At 45.6% G+C, this 24758-nt stretch carries 17 protein-coding genes; 2 read left to right on the top strand and 15 right to left on the bottom strand.

Annotated features, from left to right (window positions below):
• Nucleotides 1-96: 96 nt before the first annotated feature.
• The 14 genes from L1076_RS16965 to L1076_RS16900 form a co-directional block, all read right to left on the bottom strand.
• Complete coding sequence (locus L1076_RS16965; RefSeq protein ID WP_009703242.1) at nucleotides 97-948, bottom strand: DmsC/YnfH family molybdoenzyme membrane anchor subunit; 852 nt, start codon at nucleotides 946-948, stop codon at nucleotides 97-99.
• Entirely contained in the window at nucleotides 948-1577 is a 630-nt protein-coding gene (locus tag L1076_RS16960; RefSeq protein ID WP_005433785.1) for a DMSO/selenate family reductase complex B subunit, read from the bottom strand. The genes L1076_RS16965 and L1076_RS16960 overlap by 1 nt, the downstream gene beginning before the upstream one ends.
• Nucleotides 1577-4024, bottom strand: a complete 2448-nt coding sequence (locus L1076_RS16955) for a DmsA/YnfE/YnfF family dimethyl sulfoxide reductase (RefSeq protein WP_237304104.1) — start codon at nucleotides 4022-4024, stop codon at nucleotides 1577-1579. Before L1076_RS16955 ends, L1076_RS16960 begins: the two co-directional genes overlap by 1 nt.
• Before the next feature lie 548 nt (nucleotides 4025-4572).
• Complete coding sequence (locus L1076_RS16950) at nucleotides 4573-6729, bottom strand: glycoside hydrolase family 3 N-terminal domain-containing protein (protein WP_237304103.1); 2157 nt, start codon at nucleotides 6727-6729, stop codon at nucleotides 4573-4575.
• A 10-nt stretch (nucleotides 6730-6739) separates the two neighbouring features.
• The gene (locus L1076_RS16945; protein WP_237304102.1) at nucleotides 6740-7225 is read right to left on the bottom strand and encodes a hypothetical protein; all 486 of its coding nucleotides are present in this window, start codon (nucleotides 7223-7225) and stop codon (nucleotides 6740-6742) included.
• On the bottom strand, nucleotides 7225-8046 hold the full coding sequence (locus L1076_RS16940) for a carbohydrate ABC transporter permease (RefSeq protein ID WP_017188125.1): 822 nt from the start codon (nucleotides 8044-8046) through the stop codon (nucleotides 7225-7227). The genes L1076_RS16945 and L1076_RS16940 overlap by 1 nt, the downstream gene beginning before the upstream one ends.
• A gap of 2 nt (nucleotides 8047-8048) precedes the next feature.
• A complete protein-coding gene (locus L1076_RS16935) occupies nucleotides 8049-8924 on the bottom strand; it encodes a sugar ABC transporter permease (RefSeq protein ID WP_038889424.1) in 876 nt (291 codons plus the stop codon).
• A 22-nt stretch (nucleotides 8925-8946) separates the two neighbouring features.
• Complete coding sequence (locus tag L1076_RS16930; protein ID WP_237304101.1) at nucleotides 8947-10194, bottom strand: extracellular solute-binding protein; 1248 nt, start codon at nucleotides 10192-10194, stop codon at nucleotides 8947-8949.
• A 7-nt stretch (nucleotides 10195-10201) separates the two neighbouring features.
• Entirely contained in the window at nucleotides 10202-11191 is a 990-nt protein-coding gene (locus tag L1076_RS16925) for a LacI family DNA-binding transcriptional regulator (protein WP_005433808.1), read from the bottom strand.
• 97 nt (nucleotides 11192-11288) lie between these two features.
• Nucleotides 11289-14660: a cellobiose phosphorylase gene (locus L1076_RS16920; RefSeq protein ID WP_186176590.1), complete on the bottom strand. Its 3372-nt coding sequence runs from the start codon at nucleotides 14658-14660 to the stop codon at nucleotides 11289-11291.
• 17 nt (nucleotides 14661-14677) lie between these two features.
• Complete coding sequence (ugpC, locus tag L1076_RS16915) at nucleotides 14678-15802, bottom strand: sn-glycerol-3-phosphate ABC transporter ATP-binding protein UgpC (RefSeq protein WP_005433806.1); 1125 nt, start codon at nucleotides 15800-15802, stop codon at nucleotides 14678-14680.
• A 141-nt stretch (nucleotides 15803-15943) separates the two neighbouring features.
• Entirely contained in the window at nucleotides 15944-16897 is a 954-nt protein-coding gene (locus L1076_RS16910; protein ID WP_237304100.1) for a hypothetical protein, read from the bottom strand.
• A gap of 14 nt (nucleotides 16898-16911) precedes the next feature.
• Complete coding sequence (locus L1076_RS16905; protein ID WP_237304099.1) at nucleotides 16912-18201, bottom strand: hypothetical protein; 1290 nt, start codon at nucleotides 18199-18201, stop codon at nucleotides 16912-16914.
• 400 nt (nucleotides 18202-18601) lie between these two features.
• A complete protein-coding gene (locus tag L1076_RS16900) occupies nucleotides 18602-19915 on the bottom strand; it encodes a MipA/OmpV family protein (protein ID WP_039976664.1) in 1314 nt (437 codons plus the stop codon).
• 273 nt (nucleotides 19916-20188) lie between these two features.
• Here L1076_RS16900 and L1076_RS16895 point away from each other — a divergent pair, with 273 nt between their 5' ends.
• Complete coding sequence (locus L1076_RS16895) at nucleotides 20189-22207, top strand: M4 family metallopeptidase (RefSeq protein WP_237304098.1); 2019 nt, start codon at nucleotides 20189-20191, stop codon at nucleotides 22205-22207.
• Nucleotides 22208-22257: 50 nt separating this feature from the next.
• Here L1076_RS16895 and L1076_RS16890 read toward each other — a convergent pair whose 3' ends face one another.
• Nucleotides 22258-24078 carry a ricin-type beta-trefoil lectin domain protein gene (locus tag L1076_RS16890; protein ID WP_237304097.1) on the bottom strand — a complete coding sequence of 607 codons (1821 nt, stop codon included), beginning with the start codon at nucleotides 24076-24078 and terminating at the stop codon, nucleotides 22258-22260.
• Nucleotides 24079-24401: 323 nt separating this feature from the next.
• Here L1076_RS16890 and L1076_RS16885 point away from each other — a divergent pair, with 323 nt between their 5' ends.
• Entirely contained in the window at nucleotides 24402-24752 is a 351-nt protein-coding gene (locus tag L1076_RS16885) for a hypothetical protein (RefSeq protein ID WP_038872292.1), read from the top strand.
• Nucleotides 24753-24758 lie beyond the last annotated feature (6 nt).

Raw genomic sequence — 24758 nt, 5'->3', positions numbered from 1 at the left:
GATTAAGTAAAACGGAAAAGAGATGGGACGAACACTCGCCCCACTCTGCTAATTGTTATCAGTACAAATAATGGTTATCAGCACAAATAACGGTTATTAGTACAAACCAGATGTAAAGTGCATGCCGTAGAACACATTGCGACCTAGAATCTCTGCAACGAACAAGGCAACGAATGCCACGATAACTAGCAAGTTCTTCTGACGACCTTCTGCGGTAAACAACTCAGCGAATACCCAAAGAGCAGCAGCAACCACAAGCAACAACACGTGACCGGCAACATAGCCAGACAGCATGGTGATTTGATCCAAGCCACTGTGAATCGCCGTTGAGATACCTGCGAAGTAAATCGTCTGCATTACTGAGAATGCTAAGTTCAGCGCAATCAGACTTACACCAGCCCACATTAGGCGACGATTGGTTTTCTCAGCCGTCACGTCCAATACGTTGATAAGCGTGTAACCGAACATCAGACCCGAAGTCACGACCGTGAACCAAAACGCTACCGTGGTCATTGGTGAGTACCATGCTGGCACTGTCTCGATTTGGTAAACATTTGCCATCGCGAACATGAAAATCACGCCAACGGCGATAGACAACCAGTTCACGATTTTACGAACGCCTTCGCTACCGATTTTTAGAATCGTCAGCAACCAGTACAAACCCGCTAGAGACAGAAAGCTTGCACCCGTTAAGATCTCGTTAGATAGCGCCGCACTACCAACACGGTTTAATGCGTTGAAGGCACGAAGTGGGCTACCCAAGTGAGTGGTTGAGAACAAGAAACCCAATCCCATTACAACCAAAATTGCGAAACGTGCGATGTTCATACGAGGTTCTGTCACGCGTGGTGGCTTGCCGAATTTCTCGAACGCGTTAACCGTTAGGTGCGCGCCAACCGCTGTTTGAGCAAGAACCGTAAAGGCAACTAATGGTGCTTCGTATAACATTATTTCACCTCTCTTGGATTCTGTAGGAAACCAGTGCGATCATTGGTTGGACGACCATTTGGATTTAGCTTCACGATCAGGTTCGGGCTCGTAATGCGAGAATCTGGCAGTGGTGCCACATCCGCGTTTGAACCGTATTTCGCGCGTAGCTCATCAATTGGACCAAACTCAATCGCACGCAATGGACAGCTATCAACACACACTGGCATTAGACCTTCTGCAACACGTTCGTAACAGCCATCACACTTAGTCATGTGACCTTTTTCTTCGCTGTATTGAGGTGCGCCGTATGGGCATGCCATGTGACAAGATTTACAGCCGATACACACGCTTTCATCGACAACAACAAAGCCATCTTCTTCACGCTTGTGCATTGCACCTGATGGACAAACCTTGGTACACGCAGGGTTAGTACAGTGGTTACAAGAGATCGATAGGTAGTACGCGAACACGTTTTGACGGAACGCGCCGTTTTCTTCCGTCCAATTGCCGCCTACGTATTCGTAAACACGACGGAAGTTACGGTCGATACCCAGATCTTTGTTGTCTTTACAAGAGAGCTGACATGTTTTGCAGCCAGTACATTTGCTTGAATCAATGTAAAAGCCATACTGCTTCGCTGTGCTCATTATTTAGCCCCCATTTTCTTAATTAGCGTCACTTCAACGAGGTTGGTATGGCTCGGGTTCGATTTAGCCAACGGGCTTGGACGTTGTGTCGTCAGTACGTTGATTGAACCTGCTTGGTCAACACCTTTACCATTTGGTGAGTACCATGCGCCCTCACCTAAGCCAACGATGTGTGGCATGATGCGTGGGGTTACTTTTACGCGAACGTTCATTTCACCGAACTTGCTGCGCACGCTAACCAAGTCACCGTTATCGATGTTGCGTGACGCTGCATCAATCGGGTTGATCCAAAGTTCCTGTGGAGCCGCTGCTTTTAGGATGTCGACGTTGCCGTACGTAGAGTGCGCACGAGCTTTGTAGTGGAAACCCGTTAACTGAAGTGGGTACTCTTTACGATCAGGAGAATCCCAGCCATTAAACGTCGAAACGTATTCTGGTAATGGCTTGATTGATTCATCTTCGTCCAGTTCCCATTCTTCGTTGATCTTCGCTAACGTCTCTGAGTAGATTTCAATCTTGCCTGATGGCGATGGTAGTGGGTTCGCTTCTGGGTCACGACGGAAGTCTTCGTATGCCACGTGTGGACGGTCGAATTGCTTCTTATAGATGCCCTGCTTTCTCATCTCATCGTAAGACGGCAAGTTTGGATCGTTGTTTTGTTTAACGGTCTGAGCGTACATCCATTGCAGCCACTCTTCTTGAGTGCGACCTTCAGTAAACTCATCAAACACGCCCATGCGCTTCGCCACACCAGACATGATGTCGTAGATAGGTTTGCATTCGAAACGAGGTTTAATCGCTTGGCTTGCAAAGATGAAGTAAGGCATTGATGCAGCCGCACCATCCATACAGAAATCCGATTGCTCTGACGTTGTGCAGTCTGGCAATACGATATCGGCATACTTCGCAGAAGACGTCATGTGGTTGTCGATCACCACAATCATTTCACACGCTTTTTCATCTTGAAGAATTTCGTGTGTGCGGTTGATGTCTGAGTGTTGGTTAATCAGGCAGTTACCTGCGTAGTTCCAGATGAACTTGATGTTGTTTTGTAGCTTCTGAACGCCTTTAATACCGTCGGTCAGATCTGTCATTTCCGTACCGCGGTAAATCGCGTCTGTCCAAAGGAACATTGGGATAGAAGCGCTGATTGGGTTTGGCACTTTCGGGAAGCGTTGGAATGGGTATGAGTGGTTACCTTCACGAGCACCAGTACCACCACCTTGCAAGCCAACTTGACCACGTAGCAATGACAACATCATTACCGCTTTACACGCTTGCTCACCATTTGCTGAGCGTTGTAAGCCCCAACCTTGGGTAATGTAAATGCGTTTAGCATCGCCAACTTCGCGTGCAAGTTTCAAAATCACATCCGCTGGAATGCCCGTGATAGGCTGTGCCCACTCTGGGGTTTTCTCGATGCCATCTGGGCCAGTACCCATGATGTAATCTTTGTAGCTGCCGTTTTCTGGCGCTGATGCAGGAAGTGTTTTACGGTCGTAACCCACACAGTAACGGTCAAGGAAGTCTTGATCGACTTTGTCTTTCGTAATCAATACATGGGCGATGGCTGCAATTAAAGCGGTATCGGTACCATGTTTGATAGGAATCCATTGGTCTTCACGGCCTGCTGCGGTGTCAGTGTAACGAGGGTCGATACAAATCGTGCGAGTGTGACTGATGTTTTTCGCATCCACGTAGTTGTGAACCTGACCACCACCCGACATGCGGGTTTCTGCTGGGTTGTTACCAAACATCAGACATAGGTCTGCATTTTGAACATCGTCAATTGAGTTGTTATCAACGAACGAACCGTAGAAGTACTCTGACATACATTCGATGTTTGCTGCAGAGTAGTCACCGTAGTGATTTAGGTAACCACCACAAAGGTTCATCATACGAGCAACCAATGTCGCGCTCGGATCCCAACTCTTAGTTACCGTACCACCAAGCGTACCTGTACCGTAGTTTAGGTACACCGCATCGTTACCGTGGTCTTTAATAATGCGTTTTAGGTTATCACCAATGAGGTCAAAGGCTTCATCCCAAGTGATGCGTTTGAACTTACCTTCACCACGCTTACCAACACGAAGAAGTGGGTATTTCAAACGGTCTGGCGAGTAAACACGGCGACGCATAGAGCGACCACGCAAACAAGCGCGAACTTGGTGATTGTGGTTGTACACATCATCACCCGTGTTATCGGTTTCTACCCATTTGATTTCACCGTCGACCACGTGCATACGAAGTGGACAACGAGAACCACAGTTTACGGTACATGCCGACCAGACAATTTTTTCGTTTGGTTTTGCTGGTGTTTCTTTGGCAACCGCTTTAGTTGCAAACGGGAGAGAAAGCGCGTTTCCTGCTAACGCCAAAGCGCCAAGTGCAGAACCGCCCTTTAAAGCATCACGCCGAGTAATATTAAACTTACCATTTTGACTCATGGTTTTTTCCTAAATTACGTTTTTGAATTTGGTCGTGGCGCTTAATTAATGGCTTTAAGTGGGGAAAGAACACTCGTTAGAAATAAAAGACATAGAGATTGTATTTTCAAAATAGGCATTCATTGAAAATATCTAATTTCGCTTTAATTAATACACAAGGCAAATCAAAGCAGCATTTCTACAAAACCATCAATTAAGCTAGATAGCACAGGCCTTGAGCAACTAAGGCATGGCCACCCGCCACTATTAATATCCTTGTAGATTTAAGGGGTGATAATCTTGACCACAGTCAATTATTAAAAAATACAAAATGCAATCTTATATTTCATTTCAACGTTTTATATGAATGAAACATTAATAGGTCAGAGAGGTGTCAATTCAATTAAATATTAGAATGATTTTTAAATTCAATGGATAATAAATACAAATATAGAAGAATAGAAATAAGAATAATTACCAATTAAACACAAAAATGGCAAGCTTGTTAGCATTGCCATTTTGATTTAAACAACGATGTTATTCTGAACGGTCTAACTCAACAGTCTTAGTTACTTAAGCTGAACCGTAACGTGGCTAGTCGCTAAACTATCCCCACCGACATACACACCTAACTCTCCCGTTTCGTACATGAAACAGCCCTGCTGACCATAAAACTTCAGTTCATCTGCAGAGACGGTAATCCTCAGCGTCTTTTTCTCGTGCGCGGCAAGCGAACACTTAACAAATGCCTTTAGCTCTCTTTCAGGTCGAGTTGTCGATGACACGTTACGTGAGATGTAACACTGAACTATCTCCTGGCCATCGACAACTGAAGTATTTTCAACCTCAACATCAAGAACCAAATCCTGCCCTTCCCTGATTTCAGGTGTTATACAGGTGATATCGTTGTATCTAAACTGCGAATAACTTAATCCAAATCCAAATGGGTAGAGCGGTGTATCTTTCTCATTTTTGTACGGCATGTACTCTTGATACGCTCTCATTTTGCCAATAGTCTTGCGAGCATAATACATAGGGATCTGCCCGGTGCTTCTTGGCACTGTCATGGTCAACTTACCACTTGGGTTTCTATGCCCAAACAGTAAATTACCCAATGCAGCCCCTACCTCAGTGCCACTCTGCCACGCATAAACAAGTGCATTGGCATATTGTTCGGTCTTCGGCGATGGCACAGGTCGACCGGTACACTGCACGACAACGAGTGGCTTACCAGTTTGTCCAATCGCTTCAATCAATTCTTCTTGACCAGGAGGTAAAACAAGCTCAGCAACATTCCTCGCCTCACCCGTTCTACGATGACTTTCACCAACACACAAAACCACCACATCAGCACGATGCGCGCACTCCACCATGTCATCACTGAATGCCTCGGAATCCGTCAAAATAACGTTTTGCGGTGCCGCAGCCTCAATACCTTTTGCTATCGAAATAACATCATTTGCTTTGCCATCCAAACACCAAGATCCCAAATGCTGTCGCTGCGAATGTGCATGAGGACCAATAACCGCAACCTTTAGGCCTCGAGTTGGGAGAGGCAGTAAGCTGGACTCATTTTTGAGTAACACCATGCTCTCTTCGGCAAGTTGTTGCGCTTTCTGTTTGTGGCTTTGTTTCCCAAGCACCGCTGTATGTTTTTCCGGATCAACATAAGGCTGTTCAAATAGCCCTACTCGAAACTTAGTCAGTAAGACTCGATACACCGCTTCATCGAGCCACTCAGCAGCCACTGGCTGACGTTGAATGACGCCTGCAAGCGTGTCCTCGTAAGCTTCATTCGTCATCGCCATGTCAACACCGGCTCCCAAAGCTTGCAATGCTGCATCGCATGGGTCTTTTGCCACGCGGAAGTAAGCCAAGTCAGAAATCGAACCCCAATCACTCACCACCATGCCATCAAACTGCTGCTCTTCTTTAAGCCAGCTTCTGATCAATGGTTGAGAGCCGGTCACCGGAGTGCCACCAAGGTCATTAAACCCTGACATCACGGTTGCTACACCTGCTTTCACAGCCGCAGAAAATGGCGGTAGATGAACGTTGTGCAATGTATTTAGGCTTAACTCAGTTGTATCGTAGTCTCGCCCACCTTCTGATGCACCATAGCCGACGAAGTGCTTCGCGCACGCAACAAGCTTGTCTGGGTGAGCAGGATCATCACCTTGAAAACCATTAATCACCGCTCGAGCAAACTGACTGGTTAAGTACGGGTCTTCACCAGAGCTTTCAATAACCCTGCCCCAACGAGGGTCACGGACAATATCCAGCATGGGAGCAAACGTCCAATTGATGCCTAAAGAGGCGGCTTCCGCGGCAATACATCCATAAGCCTCTTCAACTAAATTGGGGTTCCACGAGCACGACTGAGCAAGCGGTATTGGTAACACCGTCTTTTGCCCGTAAATCACATCACGGGCAAAGATAATAGGAATACCGAGACGGCTCTCTTCAACGGCAACTTTTTGGATTTCATTGAGCTGATGCGGATCGACCGATTCACCCAACGCATTGCCGGCCCATGCGGTATCAGCAAGAATACGCGAACCATAAGCGCCTTTTGCCACCTTGTTAAGGTAGTCCGATTTGTTTTGTTCATACTCAAGCATTGGAGACTGGCAGAGTTGGCCGATCTTTTCCTCTAATGTCATGTGTGACAACAAATCTTGCGCTCTGTCTTCACATGTTGCTGAGGTGTCTTTGTATAATGTCATCCGCTACTACCTATATCTCTCTTTGTTTGTAACGTGGGAAAGCTTCGTTCAGAAATTCCGTCATCTCTTCGTACAAGGCAATATCACCAGATTGCTTCGCCAAGAACCTCAACTGATCCGCCGCGGTAGGTACATAACGTGAATCGAGCTGAACGTATATCTCGATGAATTCCATCAGTTGTTGCTTGTTTAATTGCTCAATGATCAGCTTGGGCCTTTCCAAAGATTGATAATAAGCATCGGGTCTTGGACCCAAAGTCGAGCTGCGCCAGGTATCGAGTACCTGTTGGTAGCCGCCAAAGTATTCGTCTTCAATTCTCAACTCTAACTTGTTCATCCCTTTTAAAGCAGTGATCAAGTTTCCTTTCGAATACTGTTCCTCTGCGTAAGCGAAGTACTTCTCTGAGAGAGAATACGCCTTCATCCACGCAGAACCGTAAGCGATGAGGATGACAGACACGAGTGCAAGGAATTTCATTCTTGTAGACACTTTCATTACTTCACCCCTACCCCAGTAAATGCCTTAATAAAGTTCTTCTGAAGACAGAAGAAGACAATGACAACAGGCACCGCAATCATGGTCGTCATGGCCCACAGTTGCTCTAGGTTGGTTCCCGGAACTTCTGTTTTGAAGTTGTACAGTGCTAATTGGAGCGTCATTAACGAGTCATCTCGAACGTATAGCAGTGGCCCCATGAAATCGTTCCAAGCGCCCATGAAAGTTAATATACCCACGGTCGCGAGCGCTGGTCGCATCATAGGAAGAATGATCTTGAAGAAGATACGAAGTTCGCTTGCACCATCGATTCGAGCTGCTTCCAAATAAGCGTTATCGATCTGCTTCATAAATTGCACCATCAGGAAGATGTTGTAAGCACTGATCGCCCCCGGAATGATTAACACACGATACGTATTAATCCAGTTCCACTCGTACATCATCATGTAGGTTGGAATGGTGAACAAAATCGCTGGAATCATCATCGAGCCCAGAATTACCTTAAGCCAGAACTCGCGCCCCGGTAGGTTTGTCTTCACAATCGAATAGGCCACCATGGAAGAAAACAGCGTGTTTAAGAAAGTCACCGTTACCGAGATAAAAATCGTATTGAAGAACACTCTTCCTAAGTTGACCGAATCAAACACCTTGATGTAACCGGCGAAAGACCACTCTTTCGGCAAGCTATTTGGGCTGTGCATGATTTCTGGCCCAGTTTTAAAAGAGTTGATCACCATGTAAAAGAACGGATACAACACGATAATAGCGGCAACGAAAAGTGTGCCATAAATAAGTAAGTTTCTTTTTCTATCAGCGTTCATGATTAATCTTCCTTACTGGTGATCTTTAACTGCATCATGGTCAGCAGGTAAATAACGCAAGCGAGCATCAGGCCAATGGTTGAGGCTTCACCCATCTTCATTTGCTCGAAGCCAGTTTGGTAAAGGTATAGAACCGGAGTGAGCGCCGATTGATACGGCCCGCCATTCAAATCAAAGTTCATGAATACTTCGATAAACATCTGTAAACCGTTGATAATGTTCATGGTCATAACAAAAATAATTTGTGGCATGATCATTGGTAGCGTGATTTTCTTAGTTTTTCGCCACCACGACGCACCATCAATATCTGCCGCTTCAAACAAAGACTTGTCGATACTCGCAATACCACCGAGGAAGATGATCATTTGAACACCAAACCACTTCCATGCGCTAAATACAGCGATGATTGGCATTGGTAACCACTCTTCAAACTTCCAGAACACGGGCTCAGACAGCAAACTGCTGCTCACCATGGTGTTTTGGATCGGCCCTGATGGCCCAGAAACAAAGTCGAAGATGATCATTGCAACGGTAATGGACGTCACAACCGGAATAAACATGATGGTTCTGAATAAGCTCGATAGAAATTTGATTTCATTGAGTAACAGTGCGAGCCCCAGGCCAATCACAAAGCTCAATGAGACAAAGATGACTTGGTTAAACACCACGTTAAACAGTGACTTCCAGAACAGGAAATCGGTTACAACGGTAATCCAGTTCGTTAATCCGATGAACTTGGTGTTTTCTGGCATTAAGATATTGACGCTCAAAAAACTACTTTCAAAAGATAGAAAGAACGGATAAATCAAAAAGACGGCGAAATACACTATCCAAGGAGCGAGGAATAGGTAGCCTGTTATGAGGTTATTTTTTTTCATAGTTCCACTTAGACCTATCACGTTATTCATGGATTAACTGTTCGGCTTGCTTGGTCGCAGCTTCTACGGCTTCTTCAGGCGACAAATCTTGCTTAACGACCGCCTTTGAGTATTGCTCTAGAATGATGCTCGCCATATCTGAAGCCAGTGCAAACGGCTCGTTTAGCTTCGCATTTGGCAGTTGTTCAACAAACGGTTTCGCTTCAGGAGTGTTGTAATACGGTCTCTCTTTCAGGGCAGAAAGAGTCGGTAATTGCCCTAGCGCCATGTTCGCTTTGTGGTTGAACTCCTCTTCCATCATCAGTTGCAAAAACGCCCAAGATAGTTGCTCTTTCTCGACGCTATTTTTGAAGATCATCAACGCACGACCATCTAGAGTGGAGTAAGACGTGGCGCCTTCTTTTAGGGTTGGGATCGGTGCTAAGCCAACATCCTCACCCACCACCATAGGCTTGCCTGCTGCTTCGGTCAGGTTCGCTTTCCAGCCAAAACCGAACTGTGGCCACATGCCAATGGTGCGAGAGAAAAAGTTCTTCTCCATCGTAAGTGGTGCAAACTGCTGAGCTTTCGCCATGGTGTCAAAGAAGAGTGCTAGCTGAGCTTCTTCTTTGTCGAAGACAGGATTGGTGCCAAAACGATTAAGCAAGCCGTACTGACCGTCGTTAAAGTTGTAATACATTTGAGCTAGCATGCTCCAGTACCAACTTCCCCATGACAGCGCTTCATTCCAGAAAACTGTGCCATACACAGGGCTTCCGTCAGCACGCGGTGGGAGTTGGCTGATCTTCTCAGCCGCATGTAAAAACTCGTCCCACGTTTTTGGTGGATTATTTGGGTCTAGCCCCGCTTCAACAAACAACTCTTTGTTGTACAGCATGAGCGTTGTTGTCGCATTCCATGGAATGTAATAGCTTCGACCATAGTTTTTCTCCATAAATACTGGATCAATCCGTTCCGCAAGCTCCTCAAAACCATCGAACTGCTCAAGGTAGGCAAGCTTACCCATTTTGGCGTATTTGGCGGGCTGGTAACCAAAGACCCCAGCATAAAGGTTAGGAACATCCCCCGCGGCCATACGGGTTTCAAGGTTGTCATCGTTGGATACAACGACATCAACATCTGGGTATCGTTTTTTGAACTCAGGAACAAGCTCGGAGCGGACAAAGTCCATGTAGTTCCCAACCGGGGTCATGACTTCAATTCGGGTATTTTCTGCGAGTGCAACTTGCGAACTCAGCGCAAGCACACATCCAATCAACCACTTTTTCATAACTATCCTACAGAGTTTCACGTAAAATTAATGACGTTGGCAAAATCGTTAATGCCTTTAGGCTTTCCGGCTTTTCATCAAGCGCGCTGATCAAAGTTGATGCAGCCAGTTCTCCCATCCCCTCTTTTTCGTGGGTTATCGTGGATAAACTCGGGATCATTAACTCTGCCATTCGTATATCGTCAAAACCGACGAGCTTCATTTCTGAAGGGATGTCTATGCCATATCGCTTCGCCGCGCGAATGATGCCAATCGCCATCTCATCGTTGGCGGCAAATACTGCATCCGGTCTTCTTCCTTGTTCGAACAACTCACTCATTTGCTTATAGGCAGTCTTTTCTGTGAAATCGCTACGAATCAAATGATGATTGCGAACAGGAATGTTGAAATAACCCAATGCGGAGATATAACCATCCAGTCGTTTCTGACTGTCATAGGAGTCATCAGGACCAGTAAAAAAGTAAATGTCCTGGCATCCTTTCAGCACCAACTCTTTAGTCGCACTAAACGCGCCACCAAAGTTATCAATCAAGATGTTGTAGATATGAGGAGCGGTGAGCTCTCGGTCTAAGACGACCATTGGGAAGTCAGGGCCAGCAACAGAAGCTAGGAAGTCACTATCGAATGAGTTGGTCAGAATAATGGCACCATCCACCACACGATCACGGATGTATTTGTGCGCGGTTGAGTTTTCATTACCGTACATACTACAGGCAACCAAATCGTAGCCTTTTTGATGGCATACCTTTTCGATACCTTTGACTAACTCGCTGTAAATAGGACCAAACCAGTAGTTCAAAAACAGTCCTACTGCGTAGCTTCTTCGCTGCTTAAGTTGCTTAGCATTTGTATTAGCCACGTAGTTCATTTCATTCGCAATATTAAGGACATGCTGTCGTGTTTTTTCACTGACACGATTGCAGCCATTCATTGCGTACGATACCGTCGCAATAGAAACATTGGCTTTTTTCGCTACATCTTTAATGGTCACTTTCATTGACGTTTTTTCCTTTTGAGGCTTACCACTCTCACTTCCAACACTTGGTTTACTTCACGTCGGTTTATAAGGGCTCCATTACAGAGCCCTATAAGGTTTAGAGCGTGATATACAGAGTGTTATTTTCACTCTCCAATCGTGTCTCTAGCCATTTGCGCGAGATACGTGCACCGCCAGTGCGGTAGCGGTTTTCCGACAATTCAAACGGAACCACCTCACCGTTCAGGGTGATCGCTTTCGGTGTATGCATCGCTTCTTGTAAATCAATCACTAACTTGACTGGTTTGCCATCAAGCTCGAACTGAACATTGGCTTGCCCAACGCGAGGGGAAATAACCGGATCCAGCGTTAAATCGTTCTCAGAGAAACGGACACCAAATACGTTAGTGATCAACTGGTTGACATAGATACCCGGACCGCTCGAATAAATGCGCCAACCGCCCTTCACTGCCACTTCACCCGCTTTAACTTTGCCAAAGTTGTCATAAGCCGTCGGTCGGTCGTTAAACTTCGCGTCCGAGCTTGAGAAGTACGCGTTTGATTGACGTAGTTCTGCATTCGGCACATGATCTTGGATGCCAACAGGGATGATTTTGTATAGGTTATCGAATACCGCTTCGGCATCGCCTAGCTTACATAACGCTTCGATAAATCGAATATGAGCGTGACAATATTGCAGGCCAACTTCACGGCCTAGGTTTGCGGCAAGCTCAGCGCGTTTGAAGTAGCTTTGTTTACCCGCTTTGTATTCAGCCATCTTGTCCATCAAGCGAACACCATCAGGGTGCACAAGGTTTTTCTTAATGATCGTCATGTGCGACTGAGCCATTTCAGGCGTAAACACTTCTGAGATGATTGAGCGGCTTGCTGGCAGTAAGCGGTAATTGATGCCCGTTTTATCGTCAGAAGGATGCAGTAGGTGCTCGATCTGCTTAACGCCACCTTGCTCATCACGGTCAAAATGGATAAAGCCCGCGATCACGTCATCTTTGATTAAATAATGGTGATAGTCGTGCTCCATTTTCTCAGCAAGATCAGTTAGGGTGGCTGAGAAATCTAGATGCTCAGAGCCCTGTAGTGCTTTTGCCATTGCCTTCAACGTTTGCAGGGTCAGAGGAATCGTCCAACCACTTACCATGTTTTCTCGTAGAGATTGATTCGCCGGCTGCAGCGTGTCGTCCCAATCGCCATCGCCATAACAAGACAACGACGTACCAGGGACAAGGTTATCAAGCATGTGTTGAACCTGGCGCTGAACGTGATGCATAAGTGAGTACGTCTGCCCCGTTCTTTCGAACCCTACCTCTGCGAGTGTATATGGAAGCTCAACATTCAGGATGCTGACATCGCCAGTCGTGTTGATGTAATCAGCCAGTGCTTTTAGCGGCCAAACCACGATATCGCCATGCGCATCTTCCTGCTGGATTTTGGCGTAGTGATCGAACATAAACCACTGAGGCCAAGTGCCTGTCTCAAGGTATTGGTGGCGATAAATCTCTTGCAATACCGCTTTCGCTTTGCCGTATTCTTGCATCGACATAAAGAGCTCAAATGGCCCCTGCGATACGTCACGAGTGCCCCATGCCGCGCCTGAGTACTGCTCTAGACCGTGCGGTGTCGAGTAGTGCACAAGTGCGTTGTGAGTAAACCAATCTAAACAAGTATTGATGCGCTGACTGTTAAGTGAATCTTGGCTAAAGTCGACTTTAAAGCCTTTTGTCAGAGTTTGAATACCTTGTTGGTACTGTTGCTTCTCGACGTCAAAGTCGATGAACTGCGCTGTTGTGTCTAACTCACCAGTTTGGCCACCAATCGCAATAGATACTGCGTTGTCTAATGTTGCTTTAAGGACTAAGAACTCGGCAGACTCGCTTTCTGCACGGGTAATGACCTCTACTTCCACATCAGTACCAAATACTGAGATTCCGTAACTTAGTTCTGGCATGAACTGATCAATCAGCTCGTCATTGCCCGTAATCGTGAAGAGATCGCCTTGACGTTCAATAGTCACCTTCCCCTCACCTTCGTTGTTTCCAAAAACAAGCTGGTGCGAGACTTTGATTTCAAGCGGTGCTTCTATGCCATGCTTTTTGATTTCAAGTTGGATGACTGGGCTTTGAGCGCTCGAAAATGACAAGATTTCAAGGTAACCGCCAAATAGCTTATAAATCCAACGCGAGTAGTTTTGGCCTGTTTCGTACGCTGAAGGCATGCCTAGAGCTTGGAATGCATTATCGACTTTAACCCAGATACGTTGGCCGGCATGCGTAAATTGGTTAAGTGGGTTACGGCACACACCCAACAACTTGTTAAACGACGTATTTCCTAGAGTCAGTTGCGAGTTGAACACACCACCAATGTAGTGAGTCGAGCTCATGATCAACTGCTGATAATCTTGGTTATTACCAGAAGCAATAACGTGGCCTGTCATGCGTTCTAGGTGTTTTTCCTTCTCAGGCAACGTCACGTAATGATTGTCACCATAGAAAAACGACAATAGCTCACCATCTTTGGTATCCACAAATGAACGTTCAGCACTGAAGAACTGTTCGATTTCAGTTTCAGAAAGCTTTTCACCTATCAAGTACGCAGACTTTGGCGTATGACGGTGGCTCAATGGTTGACGCTGTGCCTCGTCACTAGTTGGTAATGCTGCGTGTAAATCTGTAACCGTTTCAATAGTTAGCGGATGTCCTATATTGGATTCCGGACAATGTGGCGTGACAACGCCATAGAAAACGACAGATTCCACTTCATTCTGCTTCAGAGCAAAAGCCTCGCTTTGAAGCGCAACATAGCCCATTTCATACTGGTATTTTTCGTTCGCTAAAGTATCTGAACGCAATGCAACGGCTTCGCCCGTCAACTTGTATTCTTTACCGAAGAACTGGAAGCCATCCGTGCTACAGCCCGTCACTGGGGATAACGAGCCAATTTGGATGCGAGGGTTGCCCGTTGATTGAGGCAAGTTTTGGCGGCTGCACACCACGTAACCCTGCTCACCTTCAAAGATTTGGTGGTCTAAATATTGAGAACAGTACAACTCATTCGTTTTGACTGCGCCTTCCTCTGCCAAGCCAACATCTTGACCATAAATCAGGTCAAAGCTCAGAGTCTCAGAAGAGAGGTTCGTTACGTTAACTTCATAGAAGTAGGCGCTTGTTCCCGCTTTTAAAGTGACGGTTGCTTCTAGTTCATCTGTTGTTGTCACCCACTGCAGTGAGCCACCCGCCTGCTTAAACGTTTCAATATTGTTATTAAAAAAAAGCAACGGCGTAACTTTGAATTCACCGTTACTCTTAACGCGAAGAAATACATTCGAGATTGCCATTTCTGATTCTGGCGTATCGAACAAAGACACCATAAGACGACCACTGCGAATTGCGCCTAGCACGCCATCTGAGTTGAACGTGATATTTAGGCTTTCGTCGCCAACGTTCATTTGTGGTCCTGGTTGAATGTGGTGCATAAAGCTTTACTCCAAACTTATTTTGAATCTGTGTAGTGGATATTTTCTTGAGAGGCATCGTCGAATACGTGACACTTTTCGACTTGCAGTTGGATGTGGCAATGGCTTCCTACTTCAGGGGTTTTCTCTGTATCGAGCAGCTTACAAACCATTGCTTTATCGAAAATGTTTACATGTAAGTAGACTTCAGAACCGAGCTCTTCTTTCGCTTCTACTTTTGCTGGTAGCGTATGTTGATTAGCTTGTTCAGCAACGGAAAGATGCTCTGGACGAATGCCTAGGTGAATACGGTGCCCCACCCACTCAACCGCCTTTTCTTGGTGAGCTTTTGATAGTGCAATGGTGTGTTCATTGAGTTGCGCGCACACCACGCCATTTTGTTCAACGAGCGTGCCTTCCAGCATGTTCATCGCTGGCGATCCAATAAACTCAGCAACAAACTTGTTTTTTGGCTGGTGGTATACGTTCATTGGAGTATCAACTTGCATGATACGACCTTGATTGAGAATGCAGACCCGATCGCCCATCGTCATCGCTTCAACCTGATCGTGGGTCACATAAATCATGGTAGCGGGTTTGCCCGATTCTTGTAGCTGGCTGTGCAAGCGAGTAATGCGACGACGCATTGATACACGCAGTTTCGCGTCTAGGTTTGAGAGAGGTTCATCAAAAAGGAAAACATCTGGGTTTCTCACCATCGCGCGGCCTAGCGCGACTCGCTGACGTTGACCGCCTGACATCTGCTTAGGTTTGCGATCCAACAACTCTGTGATTTCCAAAAGCTCAGCTGCTTTAGCCACTCGTTGCTCTATCTCTGCTTTTGGTTTCTTTGCGGTCTCTAAGCCAAAAGCCAAGTTTTCATAGGTCGTCATGTGCGGATACAGTGCATAGTTTTGAAACACCATTGCAATACCACGATCTTTCGGAGGCAAGTCATTACACTTGCGGTCCCCGATAATGAGCTGACCATCAGTGATGCTTTCTAAACCCGCAACCATTCGCAACATGGTGGATTTAGCGCAACCTGATGGCCCAACAAGCACCATGAATTCGCCATCTTTAATGTCTAAGCTGACATCGTGAATAGCGTGGAAGCCGTTGTCATAGACCTTATTTACGTTTTCTAGCGTTACTTTCGCCATGATTCTGCATTCCTATTTCTAAATGCGTTCACTATTTGATGCACTCTTTCCCTTAAAGCATGATCAAAAAATAGTGCATATGGATTGAGAATGGGATATCCACCAGCGATGGGTACCCCATCATTGATTAAATTGTGCCTCTTAGAATTTCCATACAATGCCAACTTTAGAGAACCAAACCAGCTGATCACCCGTCCAAGGTGCAGGGTTGGCGTGACGATCCTTAACTTGAATATCCGCTAAGAAAGAGAAGTGATCATTGATAGGTAAATCCGTGTATAGCGCATAAATATCGTAGTCAAAGTGGTCACGGTTATTTGGATCCGAGCCCATATCCAACGAGCCTCGTTCATAACGCAACTCTAGGTAATTGCCGTTATCAAAGTTGAACTGGACTAAAGGTTTAACGGCAAATTCGGTGTAGTTGAAGTCGTTGTGTTCCTCTACGTAGATCACTTTCGCACCAATATTGATACCGTTGTCTAAGCGGTACAGGTACAAAGGCTCACTCTCGATAAACGCGCCGCGACTTCCGGCACCTTGACGTTCATCTTTGTAACCAAGCTCAGCGCTTAGGTGTAAGAAATGTCGCCCAAAGCTCAGATCAATCCCAGGTTTTACCATGTATTTATCGTTGTGCCATTCGCCGATGGTTTTTTCATACGACAGCATTAAGTTGTATGCTACGTTATCGTTTTGACGCCAGTAGAAGCTTGGGATCAACTCAGAATAGTTACTGAGACCCGTACTCTCACCACCACGACTGTGATGTATCTCTTTCAGTACATAACCCATACTGAAGTTATCCGTAACACGCGTAAAGCCGTCCGCATAGATGTAATGAAGCAGCTCTTCATCTGGCTGATTTTCATTGTTTACGCGTTCGTATTCGATGCCGGTAAGTGCACGAGTTCTTGGAGAAGCGTCACTGCTCTGTGCAGATTCCGTTTCCAGAATTAGCTCTCGATATTCATGGTCATTCCATAGACCAACTTCTATTTCCTCTTGAGCTTCTTCGGCTAACGCAGCGCATGGAAGCGCAAGGCTCATTAAAGGAAGTAGACTTGATAGTTTCACTGCTTTTCTTAAGTTCACGATTCAATACCTATCTAGTTGTTGTTTGGTTCGAAGGTTTCGTACATATCAACAATCGTTGAGTAGTAGTCTTTGCTTTCTAAATAGGTGCGCACATCCTTATTAATGGCTGGCGATAAGAAAGCGCCAACAAACATTCCCTGATCAAGTGATAGAATTTTCGTGGAAGTCTCACCCTTAGCGTTGACCGCATCGTACCAACCGTAAGGAGTTTCAAGCTGCGGGTAGAAATCGATAAGTCTATTCAGCAGATTCACGGCCTCAAATGGCTTAACCATGTAAGAGAGTGCTAATGCGTGGGGTGTGCCAGTCTCGCCCCCTTCGATGTCATTGTTAAAGCGCACTTTGGACTCAGATAATTGCGAAACACCAAATGCGGCGTAGCCATCATCAACAGTCGCCGCAGAGGAAACGAACGGAATTTGGTTATGAATAGCGTGATACTTTTGAACCTCAGTCATGTCTTCGATGATAGAGAAATCAGGCATTAGAGCTCGCTCTTCCAACCAAATCATAGAAAGCATGCCTTGGAAGTAAGCACCGTCCCATGTCAGCATCGGAGTCAGCTTTTTACCATTTAGGTAGTAATCATGGGTGTACAACTCCATGTTATTGAAAGCCGTCTTCGGTACCGATTTTTCAGAGTTCTGAGTGATTAGGTGCGCCCAAACAGGAGCCAGTCGGCTTTCATTGGCTTTACGATCAATATGGTAAGTAAGTGGTGCGTCAGTTTTGGTAGACCAGCCTGAGTAAAGCAGGCCTTTGTCTTCATCGTAAAGTTCAGACCAACCCTCAATTTGGCTGTTAAATATCGCCTCAACCTTACCAACAACTAACTGCTCTTGTTTCTGTTTGGAATCAATGTACGCCCCCGCGACGCCGGCTAAAGCAAACGCCAAGTTAGCGTTATCAACTGCCGGTACGATTCCATCTTCGTTTGGTATTAGTTGGTCACCTTCAATGTCATAAGGCCAGTAGAATAAGCCTTTCCATGTTGGTGCTTTAGCGAGTGCATCCAGAGTTTCATGAATACGAATTAATGCATCAGCATTGCCATTTTTATGCGCTTCAACGAGGACATTGAGGTACAAACCAATCTCAGTCGTATTGACGTAATAGTCGTGCTTAATATTCCCCTCTTTATCGACGAAAATCGTGTCGTAGGGAACTTTGGCTTTTTGGTCAACACCCACACCGTCGACAAAAAAGTCTAAGTTGTTCTGTAAGTGCTGCTCAAATCCTACCGGATAGAGTTGTGGATTGACGGTAAGTTCAGTGATTGTGACATCAGCGAACGCGGACATGCTAACCATTAGGGTAGAGGTAGCTAAAAGGCTTTTTTTTATCATTGCTCGTATCGACCTTTGTATATAAACGTTTCACCACGGATATTCCCATTGGAGAAACATTGGTCGCAATGTGGCTTTTAGTCTTTTGTGATTAGGGCGCTGCTGAACACATTCGACATGCTTAAACCTTTAAGCATTTAAGCGAAAACATGTGAGAAATCTATCAAGAACGTTAATGGGAAGAGGATATGAAACAGGTACAAAAACTTGAGAAACAACAAGCCAAAACGCCAATTCTGCCAGTCATTTCAACTAGAAAAAATGGAAAAATGCAGGGATAAAAGAAAAGGAAATGTGGGCAAAAAGCCAAGCCTTTCTAACAATATAAAGGCTTGGCTAATTCATCTAGTTGCGATTAAAAATCATACTGGAAGTATATGGTATTGTAGTTACTGCCGCCTTTGATGCGACCAAACTGAGAAGCACTCTCGAAAATCGCACTACGGTGATGCAACGAATAACCAACCCACATGTTTTCCCAATCTTTCTGGTTAAACAGATCGCCTACATTCACATCAAATGAGAAGTCGAGATAGTTCAGCAAATTACTTGCGGTGTAACCTTTCTCTTCCATCTCTGTTCCTTCGATGTAGGTGATGTTATCGATGTAAGACATACCCTCTGCAACACCGAAACGCCATTTGGTCGGCCAATTAAAGGTGTAGTAAGCCTTAATCGCCATCACATACTCAGTACTGGACGATTGAACTTCAGATGACCAATGGTGAACCAAACCTGGTGTTAGATAGATATCAATCGGGAAACCGAAGATTTCATCCGTCAATGGGTGTCCGTAGAATAATGAGGTGAGCTGGTTGTTGTACTCGTCCTTCTCGGCATTAAATTTGAAAATATCGCCAATATTGGACGGCGTTGCCCAACCGTGTGCAACACGCAGATACGGACGGTTGCTCAACTCTGATTTACGAGCCTTCCCTTTGTCATTGAAGAAACCAAAGCCAACGAATACTTCACCCTGATAGCGGTCTTCAACAATTTGGCTGTTGTACGCTTCGCTGTCTAGACGAGTAATGCTCGTTTCGCCGAGTAGGTACAAATTAGAAATGACGTGGTATCGGGCTTTAATGCCTAAGTTCGCATCAATACCTGCACCAATTTTCTCGCCCGTTACTTCATCAAACGAGTAATAAGTACTGTTGAAATCGGCATCTTTATAACGAATGGTAAAAGAAGGTTCCAACTCCCAGTCGCCTAACTCATAGTTAGCCGCGATACGGTAGTTGGAATGAAATTGGAATTCGTCATCCGTCATCACTTCGAATTCGGCGCGCCAGTTCTCGTCAAAGTTGTAACGAATTTGGCCACCGAAGTCGACACGATCGCCCTCAAAAGCGTTTTGAACCGATTTAGGTATGTCAACAAAGCGCAAGCGCATGATCGCACTCGCACGCCAATCTGAGTCGTCCTCATCATATAAGAACACACCACCTTCAAGGCCATCAATGTAAAGGTGCTCATTCTCAAAGAACATCATTGGCACAAACGTGCTTACCGTCGAGTCATCGTCAGCAGTATAAAAAGGAATCGCAGCAGTCCGGTACATCGCAGCAATGCCCCACTCTTGTTCAGCATGCTTCGACTCAGCAAATGCGGCTCCGTTTAGCAATAAGCCTGAGCAGGCTAGCGATGTTCCTAGTAGGTGTTTCATAACTCTCCTATGTCGCTGTAATTAGAGACAGTATTCAATCACAAAGAGTATATCTGACTTTATTCGTCTATCGGTTAAAAATTCCTACAGGACTACTTAACCTCGTTATAACCGCCCATATTTTAGGCGATTTATAAATTTGTTTTGAATTAACCTCAAATATTCAACCAATTGCACTTACACATTCCTGGATTTTATCTTTAATCTGCAATCGCATTTTTGCTATGAATACATACACATAAGAAAATACACAATCATAATCAAAGGTTAATTATGCGAAACGTCACTTTATTATCGCTTGTCCCTTTCGCGTTCGCCTCGCAGGCAGCACAAATTGTAGAACACTCTCAAACTGACCTCTCTGAAGCACTCAATATTGCTGGTGAATCATCCTATATGCCAGCAAGTACCGAACTGAGTTATCAGAACATCAACCGAGTAGAAATAGGTCAACAAACGTTAGTTCGTAAGCAACAATTGCATTACGGCGTACCTGTATATGGTCACTCTGTCGTCGCAGATCTTTCCGCAAAAGGCTTTGCTCAATCGATTGACGGTAATGTGGTGGTTGGAATCGACAACGACTTAGACTCGACGCTGCCAATGATCAGCGCAAACCAAGCGATTGAGATCGCAACGGGTACTGAGCAAGGCTTTGCATCTAACGAGTCTCCAGAGAATGATGCTCGTGCGGAACTAATGGTTTGGCTTGACGAACAAAATACTGCGCGCCTTATCTACAAAGTCGATGCGGTTAAAATTGTGAATCTGCGTCCCTCTCGTCCTATAACGCTGGTCGATGCAAAATCAGGAGAGATCATGGACCAATGGGAAGGTCTTGCATTTCTTGAAGCAGAAGGCCCAGGCGGCAACCAAAAAAGTGGCCGTTATTACTTTGGCCCAAATACTAAATTTGGTGGATTTCAAGTTGACCAATACTGTCAGATGAACAGTGATAATGTCGAAACGATCAACATGAACAACCAACAATGGGGTGGCCAAGTTCATCGCTTCAACTGCAACGTGAATAACTACCGAGAAATCAACGGGGCATACGCGCCAATGAACGACGCACACTACTTCGGCCAACGTGTGTTTGACATGTACCGTGAGTGGCTTGGCGCACGTCCTATCCAACAAAAACTCACCATGCGCGTTCACTACGGCTCAAACTATGGCAACGCGTTTTGGGACGGCCGTCAAATGACCTTTGGTGATGGCAACAGCTCTATGTACCCTCTTGCGACTTGGGATGTTATCGCACATGAAGTCAGCCACGGTTTCACCGAGCAAAACTCAGGGTTGGAATATCGCGGCATGTCTGGCGGAATGAACGAATCATTTTCTGACGTCGCTGCTGCTGCACTTAGCCAATACGTGCATGGTAGCTTCAACTGGAAGATGGGTGAACACGTGATGAAGTACTCACCCGCTATGCGTTACTTCATCAACCCAAGCCATGACGGTTCCTCGATCGACCATATAAACCAATACTACAATGGCATCGATGTGCACCACAGCTCAGGCATTTTCAACAAAGCCTTTTACCACCTAGCGACAAGCTCAGGCTGGAGCATCAAAAAAGCATTCATGGCTTACGCAACGGCGAACCAGTTGTACTGGACGCCAAACTCAACCTTCCAGCAAGGTGCAGAAGGCGTATGTAAGGCAGCGCAAAAGCTGGGATATGAAAGCTCCGCTGTCACGTCTGCGTTCTCTCAAGTGGGTGTTCAGGTGATGAACTGTGAAAGCGGTCAACCTAATCCAAACCCTGGACCGGATACCAGCATGACCGAGCTTTCGCTCAACATACCTGTCGCGATCCAAAGAAACACGGCAGACGAGCAACAGTTCGTTCTGCGTCGAGCCTCTAGCGATGATGTTTGGGTACAAACTTACAATGGCTTTGGTAATGTGGAACTTTATGTAGCGATTGATCGCCCAGCAACACCTTCAGATTACGACTGCTCATCGACCAATATGGGTAATGAAGAAGCGTGTGGTTTTGGTGGTATTCAAGGTTCAGACATTTATGTCACTGTAACAAATACGCAGAGCGCTTCTGACGCCTACCTTGCCGTCAGTGAGGCATACGGAACGCCACAGCCAAACCCAGAACCACAAGACCAGTGCGCATCTCTGCAAGAGTGGTCACCTTACAATTACTACCCTGCCGGTTCTTCAGTGAAGTATTGGGGCAACCGCTTTGTTGCGACACAAGATAACTGGGGAGCAGACCCTTATCAGAACTACTGGTTCTGGACATTTGAAGGCAGCTGTAACGACTATTAAGCAATGATAAAGAGAGCCTGCTACGATAGCGGGCTCTGTATTTATCTCAACTATTCCAAGTACCACTCACTGCCTTGTACATCGGCTTCAACTAGCCAAGTGCGGTCATTCCACTTCAACGAATTATCAAGGCGGTTCTTTATCTGCCCATTTTCCCATCGCCATTGTTGGGTAGGAACATCCCCACACTCCTCAAGAGTAATCTCGATACCTTGCTGATCGAGGCACAATTCTGAGTTGCTTCGACTCATGAGCTTCCCTGCAGAAGTTAACTTCCACTCTTGGTTATCCCCATTATGACAACGCCAACCAAATACTCTTGAGCCCTCACCTGATGCGCGGTACTCCACATCAAGACACTGCGAGCCACTCTCCGTGTTGGTTTTTATTTTTTTCCATCCATCTTGGTCATCCTGCTTACCTGACGAAGCGGTAAACAGAGCTTCGACGACTGCCGTCATTGGTTGTGTGTAGCGAGAAGCACGTGGTGCTTGGTACTGCCAACTCTGCGGAATCGGTAAAGACATATCCCATTCGCCATTTCCGTCATAATAGGATTTCGCCATCGCTGCAGGTGTTGGCGTCCAAAGAAAATCTGGGTGACGATTTTGATACCACTCCCCTCCAATTACTTGTCCATTTGCATCGATTTCAAGGTCGTAGTAATACGTCACTCGTGATACGCCATCATAACGGGGCATGTCAGTCGAGCGATGCGTAGGATTCGTTTCAACCATGTATTCGACTTGCATTTGAACACCAACAATGGAAGCTGCGCGACGTGAGCGATATGCAGAGAAACGATCTTTGTCGTAAGATTCCAAGCTGATCATGACATCTGCAGGGTCGGAGGCCGAGCGGTACGTTTGTGGATTAAAATATTGCAAGTTGTAGCCTAAAACAGGCTGGTTCCAAACTTGATAATCGTAAGTAGCATCCATGATCAAGCTACGGCCAGATAACCCCAACTGGTTTAGCACCGCTAAGTGCCAACTGGCTGGGTTGGTGTCATTACAATCCGGTTCAATCACTCGCCCATTTTCATCTTTTGCTGGGTTCTTTATGTTACATCGCCCACCAATAAAACGAGTTTCAAACGGCGCTTCTGCCCATAATAAAGTTCCAAGTGCTTTGATATCAGAAGGGTAAAACTTTAAAGGTTCACCATTAGCGTCTGGCACAGTAACAGATTGCGTCGGCCTCGGAAGCATATACGCAGCCGCTGCCCAACCATGGCAGAGTCCCATCCAGCGTTCTACACTGCCATTCGATTCGTAGTACCCTTTGCCAGAGTCCCACGAACGTTTTGATAGCGTAAATTGAGTATCCCCCACCAGCAAATCGTATTTTTCTGCCGGAGATAAATCCTCTCGATCCTGTCCTTGAACCGAGACTACCGGTTTTTGAATGTGCGAAAAGTCAAAATACTCTTGCCAATTGCTCGCACTGAGTTCCCTGTCGCCATAACGCCAAGCAGCAGCACCAGAATACAGAGGCCAGTAGGTGTCGGACCAAGGTTGTACTTCAAGTCGCTTTGAATTCGGTATTTGACGGTGAAGCTCATCGAGATTGCGAATCAAGCCAGTACCCACATCCACCAAACGCGCCGGGTTGTCATTATTAAGATTTGCAGAAAATGAGTGATGAGATTCTGATGTCGCTCTCTCCATAATGACATCACGCACGGATGCTCGAATGGATTCCGATTCTTCAACAATGATGGGAGACGTGTCGCCTTCTTTCTGAGGTAACTCGTTCATTACTTTTGAAGGATTCTCATGAAAAGCATTCATGAAAGATTCAATCTTGTTATCAGCAGCACTCACACCAAATACAGGCGCTAAGCAAAGTAAGGTCATTATTCGTTTCATTTCAGAACTCTATTTATACGTCAGTTAAATTAATTGTCGATAATTATTCTCATTATCGATTGGTGACGTAGAGTGCTAAGATTTGTTGATGAAATCAATCGACTCATCGGACCAATAATTGAATTCGTGATTTCACCTTTGAAGATTGATTAGTTATATCTCCTAATTTATTTAAAGTGAAAGTTATCGATATTTGGCGGTCTACTCACAACAACAAAATGATGACAATGCAAGCAATTAAAACGTTTCGATGATGAAAGGGCTTAGTTTTTTCCGGTTTGGTCGATACAATAGAAAACCAATGACCAAATCCGCAGTTTATCGTGAAAGCATCTGAACTCATCTCCCTTATCAACAATTTGCCTGATGGTAGCGATCCCGATATCGTAATGGGTGAAGAATGGCTACCAGAGCGTTTAGAGAGCACCACGCTTGATGGTGATATGCTGTTTATGCACTTCGATAATGCACCAGAAGATGGCCAAGGCGAAGAAGAAGGCCGTGGTTTTGTTGAGCATGAAATTGACTTGATTCGTACTCGCCTACAACAAATCCTTGATGAAGATAGCGACAGTGCGTCAAAAGCCGACGCCATGTTAGGTTTGTTTCTGATGGGACATGAACTTAGCAGCTCACAAGTTATCGAAATACTCGAAGAAGATTCAGAACACTGATTCAAA

Origin of the sequence: Vibrio sp. MMG023, assembly GCF_021654215.1 — a bacterium.
Taxonomy (GTDB): Bacteria; Pseudomonadota; Gammaproteobacteria; order Enterobacterales; family Vibrionaceae; genus Vibrio; species Vibrio jasicida.
This window is presented reverse-complemented; position numbering and strand designations above follow the sequence as displayed.